The organism is Aquidulcibacter paucihalophilus, assembly GCF_002105465.1.
In the GTDB taxonomy this organism is placed as follows: Bacteria; Pseudomonadota; Alphaproteobacteria; order Caulobacterales; family Aquidulcibacteraceae; genus Aquidulcibacter; species Aquidulcibacter paucihalophilus.
Genome location: NZ_NCSQ01000126.1, coordinates 1 through 5446, shown reverse-complemented (window position 1 = coordinate 5446; position 5446 = coordinate 1). Strand labels below are relative to the sequence as shown.

The following is a 5446-nucleotide window of genomic DNA, read 5'->3' as shown; positions in this document are numbered from 1 at the left end:
TCTCGCCTCCAAGAACTCGCACCCTGGAACTGGAAGCCCGCACCCTGAACCACGCCGTGGCCCTCGCCGGATGGATACGGACATTTTGACAAATGGCTCGTTCGACAGCGGCACAGGTTTGCCTTACTCGCTCTCCAATGTCTCAACATTCGCAGGCGACGTACCTGATCAATACAGAACAAGACTGCGCATCCAGTTCGGGACGATGGATGTAACCTTATGGGCAGATGAGACTGCTGGCCGTCAGATCCAAGCCAATCCCCAATCTTTGCCTGCGAGGGTCAATTCAAGTTTCCTCGCGCCACCAACAGCTGGCCTTTTTCTTGATGGCGTAACGTTGGCAACCCAACCGCTCGCGATCGCCACAAGCTACACGAATGCTCCCTCGGTTCCTGTTGAATCAGGCGTCCCGGGACAAATTATTCTTACTCCGATTGTACCGTTTCCATCTGCTGCTATGCGAACGACGTTCAATGTGGCCCAAACATTTGCATTGATGAACAAATGCTGCCGTGACGAAAATGGTGGATTTAGAAGAAACGCTCAGATTCTCTTCCTTTCAGGGCGTCAGGGTCCAGGTTATGGCGAGTCTCTGGTCAACCGCGAACTCACCAATATGCACTGTGCAAATGCATGTGGAAACGGCGGAATTTATGACATTATCGCTTCGTTTCTTGAACAAAATGCCGCTGCGCAGGGCTTGATCTCACGTCTAAGCCAATCCGAGTTGGCACCTCATTACCTGCTTGGTGTAGCGAACAATGATGCCGCAGGGCGGAACTGGTTCAACTTAACTACAGCTTTTGCGACAACAAGCGTCACGTCGACCGCCGACGACGAAACTGCAGCCAACAGAACTTTTGCGGATACCCAGGCCATGTTGGAGGGGTCGACTACTCAGCAGCAGTCAGACGCTCAGTTTATGATTTCGCCTTTTTCGGCAGGACGTACAACTGCATACACTCTTATCCGGCCAGCGGCGGCGGCTACCGCAGTGCCGTTATTGTCTATCGATGCCGCATCCAAACAGCGCGTTCTGGATGCTGCTGGAAGGGGGCTAGTAGTTGTTTTGCCGACCAATAGCGCACCCAGCCAATATTTCCCGCCAGGTGTTACTAACACGAGTCAGTTTACCTTCAGTGCTACTGGCTTCTCAGCAACAATTGACTGGATATACAAAGGCGGTGGTAGCTCAACCCAGATTAAGCCAGCGAGAGCTAGCGAAGGAACTCTGCAGTCACGATTGCTTGAGAAATTTGGCTCCGAAACCTACGACAACGGTGCGCTGAAACTTAATCCCAGCCCGGACATTTCTGTCGGCTCTGGGGACGCTGAATTGGCTTTCACCCGCTCTTACAGTTCATCGGATGTTCTTCGTCAGGATGTTGAAGCTTCGTCACGGTTTGAATGGGTGCGGGGGACCTATGCGCCTCCTCCATTCGGGCCGCGTGAAACGGTCGATGAACTGCCTTACCGTGGAAATGATTCCTCCATTAAAGCCCGGGTTGGCGGTGGCTGGCGACATAATTTTCAGGGGAGCTCATCTATTGCAAATAGTGGGCTCAAGTATTTGAACCCAGTTATTGGTGTTGATGCGGCCACCGCAATTGCCAGCCTGCAGGCCTCCGTCGACATGGCCCGCCTCGAGACCCTGGCATCAAAAGTAGGTAGCATTCATTCGGTAGGCTGGCTTGCTGGTAAGTTCATGGCCAACTCTGTCTCCATCCAAGCACCAGCCGGCTCAGGAACCTTTGTCATGCAGCCATCGGGTGCCTTCAGGAACCAAACTGATAGGGCTGCAACACTGACTATGACGGGTTCGCGGGTCCCTGTGTCGATCTGCCAAATGCGCAATCCATCCGCGACTCCATCTGATTATGCAGGCATTCGGATTAGTTTGCGCGGATCGGACGGGACTGTTTCCACGTTCGAACCTGAGTCGAGCACGACTATCACGTCCACTTCTTGTGGCCCGCCGAATTCAGTAACTTACTCTTATAGCGCAAGCTCAACATTTGTGCTGAACAGGATTGCGCGGCCAAGTGGGCTAGTTACCAACTTTGGATATGAGGATCGCACGACTTCTACTCGGGAAGATTCCCGCTCGCAAGGTGGGATAAGTGGGCAATTCGGGGGTGACGACCCTTCAGCACCGACTGTTGAAACGCAAAAATCCAAAGTTCTAATCTCTGTTTCTACTAATCTAGGCAATAGTTTATCCTTCCAATATGAAGCCGGGCCCGACACGCTGGGCGGAGCGGATTCGGGCAATTTTGGCTACTTGGTTTATAATCGCACCACTTATCGCATGACTTCAGTCACGGCATCAGATGGGCGCGTTGTTCACTTTAGCTGGCCAAATTCAAATCTACTGACTGTGACGCGTCCCGATGGCTCGGTGCTCAAATATGATTATGCTCCCAGTGCCGCTGGAGGTGATAGCCCTCAGGCAACCGATCCGTCCTATAGACCACGCTATTTGCTGCGGCGTTGGTATGCGCCGCGCGATCAAGCGACTGCAGTTCAAAGCATTAAATATGACGAATTGGGTCGCGTTGCATCGGTTACGACACGCAATAGCGCAGGCGGTACCTCGACAGAGAATGTCTATGTCGGCGGAGTATTTAGTGGTGAAACCGAGCGTCGTGTAGACCAGGTCAACGCAGCTGGCGGAACATCAAGCGCCTATTATGACAGCCGAGGGCAAGCGGTTCGGACCGTCAACGAAGTCGGTGTCGCGGCGCGCTATGAGTATGACGGCTTGGGTCGAGTTGTGACGGCGTTTTTTGAGGAGAATGCTGGGGCGAGCTTCAAGTCTGGCTGTATGGCGGCGAAGGGGAGCCGGAGCAATTGCTGGCGGACCGAGTATGAGTATGACGCCCGTGGCAATGTGACCAAGGAGACCAAATATCCTTACGCCTGGGAGGGAGATTATTGGTGGGGTTGGGTCGAGATCACCGAGGCTGCCTATAGCACTGATTTCAACAAGCCGGTCTGGGTGCGGGGGCCTTATGCGGCTGATGCGACCGAAGCCGATAAAGAAGCCAAGAAAACAAGCTTCGAGTATGATGCCCGCGGTTTGTTGGTTAAGATCACCCAGCCTGTTGAGTACGATAGACCAGCAGGTGTTTGGAAGGCGGGCATACAAGAGTTCGAATATGATCAGTATGGCCGCTTGGTCCGCGAAAAGGACGCCTCGGGCCGTTGGACGGATACGGGTTATGGCGAGAATGGACAGCCAGTTTGGTGCCAGACATCGAAAACAAGATCGACACAACCCGGCGGCTTGAACCTGCGGAGCACGGCGACCTGCACGGCTGCGGGTGATGTGGCCACTGCAACCGATGCCAAAGGTAATGTAACCACATTTACCTATGACGCGACGCGGCGAAAGACGGCGGAGACGGCTCCTCTTGGGGTTCAGAAGCGCTGGATCTATGATCTTGATGGCAATGTCACGACAGAAGGTGCGTGGGACGGGGCTGCATGGAAGGATGTGTTCTCGACTTTTAGCCCGACAGGGAAGGTCCTAACGCAGACTGATCCTGCGGGTGATCAAGTGACGTTCACGTATGATGCCCTGGACCGGGTCCTGATCAAGATGGATCCTGAAGGCCGCCGGGTTTTGATCTGCTATAATGCAGCGAGCCAGGTGCTGGAGGAATGGCGCGGTACTGGATTAGCGACGAGCCAATGCGGTCAGGCCGTAAGCCAAGCAAGCGACTCGACACCACAACGTTATGTCAAGAACCAATATGGGGGCCCTGCGGGTGCGATTACGGCCTCATGGGATCCCAACAACAATCAGACGACTTATGCTTATCAGGGTATGGGCAAGAAGATCACAACTTACTGGCCAGACGGCAAGTTCGAACACACGCTCTATAATTCAGCGCGCAATGATGGGAGTGTTGTTGTCACTCGTGATCGAGAGGGGCGCTGGACCAATAGTCATTTTGATAAACTTGGCAGACCTTGGGTCAATTATTCCCAAGAAACTCCGGATGTTTTCATTGGTAGCAAGATCCAGCTTAATTATTATGACTCAGCTGGAAACTTGAATTGGGCCGGCACCTGGAACCACCCCGATTGGCGAATTCAATCCAGCAAGGAGTATGATCGGGACGCGGCTGGACGGGTCTATTTTGAGCGCACTTATTACAGCTTCCCAATGGATGCTGCTGGCAATGTTACCTGCTGGACCTGTGACGCCAGTCAGGTGACCTATGAATATGATGCCAATGACAATCGCACGAATATGCGCTGGTATCAGCCAGATCTCGGCACGATCGCCAAGCGTGCTGACTATAGCTATGACTCGCTGAACCGCATGACAGGAATTGCCTTTGGCGATTGGGGTGGTGCCAATCAAGGTAGCGTCAACTATCAATATGACACCTTGGGTCGGCGCACCAAAGTCACGCGCGGTAATGGTACATCAACCGACTATGCCTATGAGAACGATGGCGATCTGGACTGGATGCGTCATCTGTTTCAGGGCGGGGCGAGTGCAACAGTAGCCAATGGAAACTGGGTCGGCATTGATTATGATTATGACAAGTCTGGCCGGGTTACCCTCACTTCTGCGACAGACAGCCGGATTATGGGGGCCCTGCCATCGGTGGGAACCTATGGTGCCGCGAATAATCTGAACCAGGTCGCCAATGTGCCGGGTCGGGCGGCAATGACATGGTCCGATGCGGGCAACCTGAAAACAGACGGGCAGGGGACGACGTTCACCCATGATGGCCGCAACCGCTTGAAGCGTGCGGTCAAGAGCGATGGGACAACGCTTGACTTCCTCTACACGGTCGAGGGTTACCGGGTAGAGAGTATCCGCAATGCGACTGGCGCGACGCCTGCGAGTCTTCCCGCAGGTGGCACGCGAACACGCTTCCTGTTGTCTGGGTCCGAAGAGGTTGCGGACCTGGATGCCAATCGCAACTTCATCCGCTTCTTCGTCCCGGGTCCTGCGATCGATGAGCGGGTGGCCCAGATCGAGGCCAATGGTGCGGTATCCTATATGCACACCGACCGGCAGGCCAGTGTCGTGGCAATCACCGACGCTGCAGGCAATGTGGTCTCAAGACGGGGTTATGGCAGCTATGGTGAAACAGATGGAGCCCAACAGGTTGGGACCGGCTCTCACCCGTTTGGCTATACCGGCAGACGCTGGGATCCCGATCTCGGCATCTATTACTACCGCGCCCGCTGGTATGATCCCACCACCGGCACCTTCCTCCAAACCGACCCGATCGGTAGCTTGGATTATATCAACCTCTATGCCTATGTGGGACTGGAACCGGGGAACGCGACTGATCCGACGGGGATGGATTCTTTCTTGGTTTATCGCCCCGTTTATTTTAACGGTGTTGAGGTTAGTAAACATTCATTTGTAGTAGTAACTAGGTCATGTTGACAAACTCTTCAACCAGAGCCGTGCGGC

1 protein-coding gene is annotated in these 5446 nt (G+C 54.0%); it reads left to right on the top strand.

Annotated elements, in window-relative coordinates:
- Positions 1-70 precede the first annotated feature (70 nt).
- Positions 71-5419, top strand: coding sequence for an RHS repeat domain-containing protein (locus B7364_RS08440; RefSeq protein ID WP_085339563.1), 5349 nt, complete (start codon positions 71-73; stop codon positions 5417-5419).
- Positions 5420-5446: the final 27 nt, after the last annotated feature.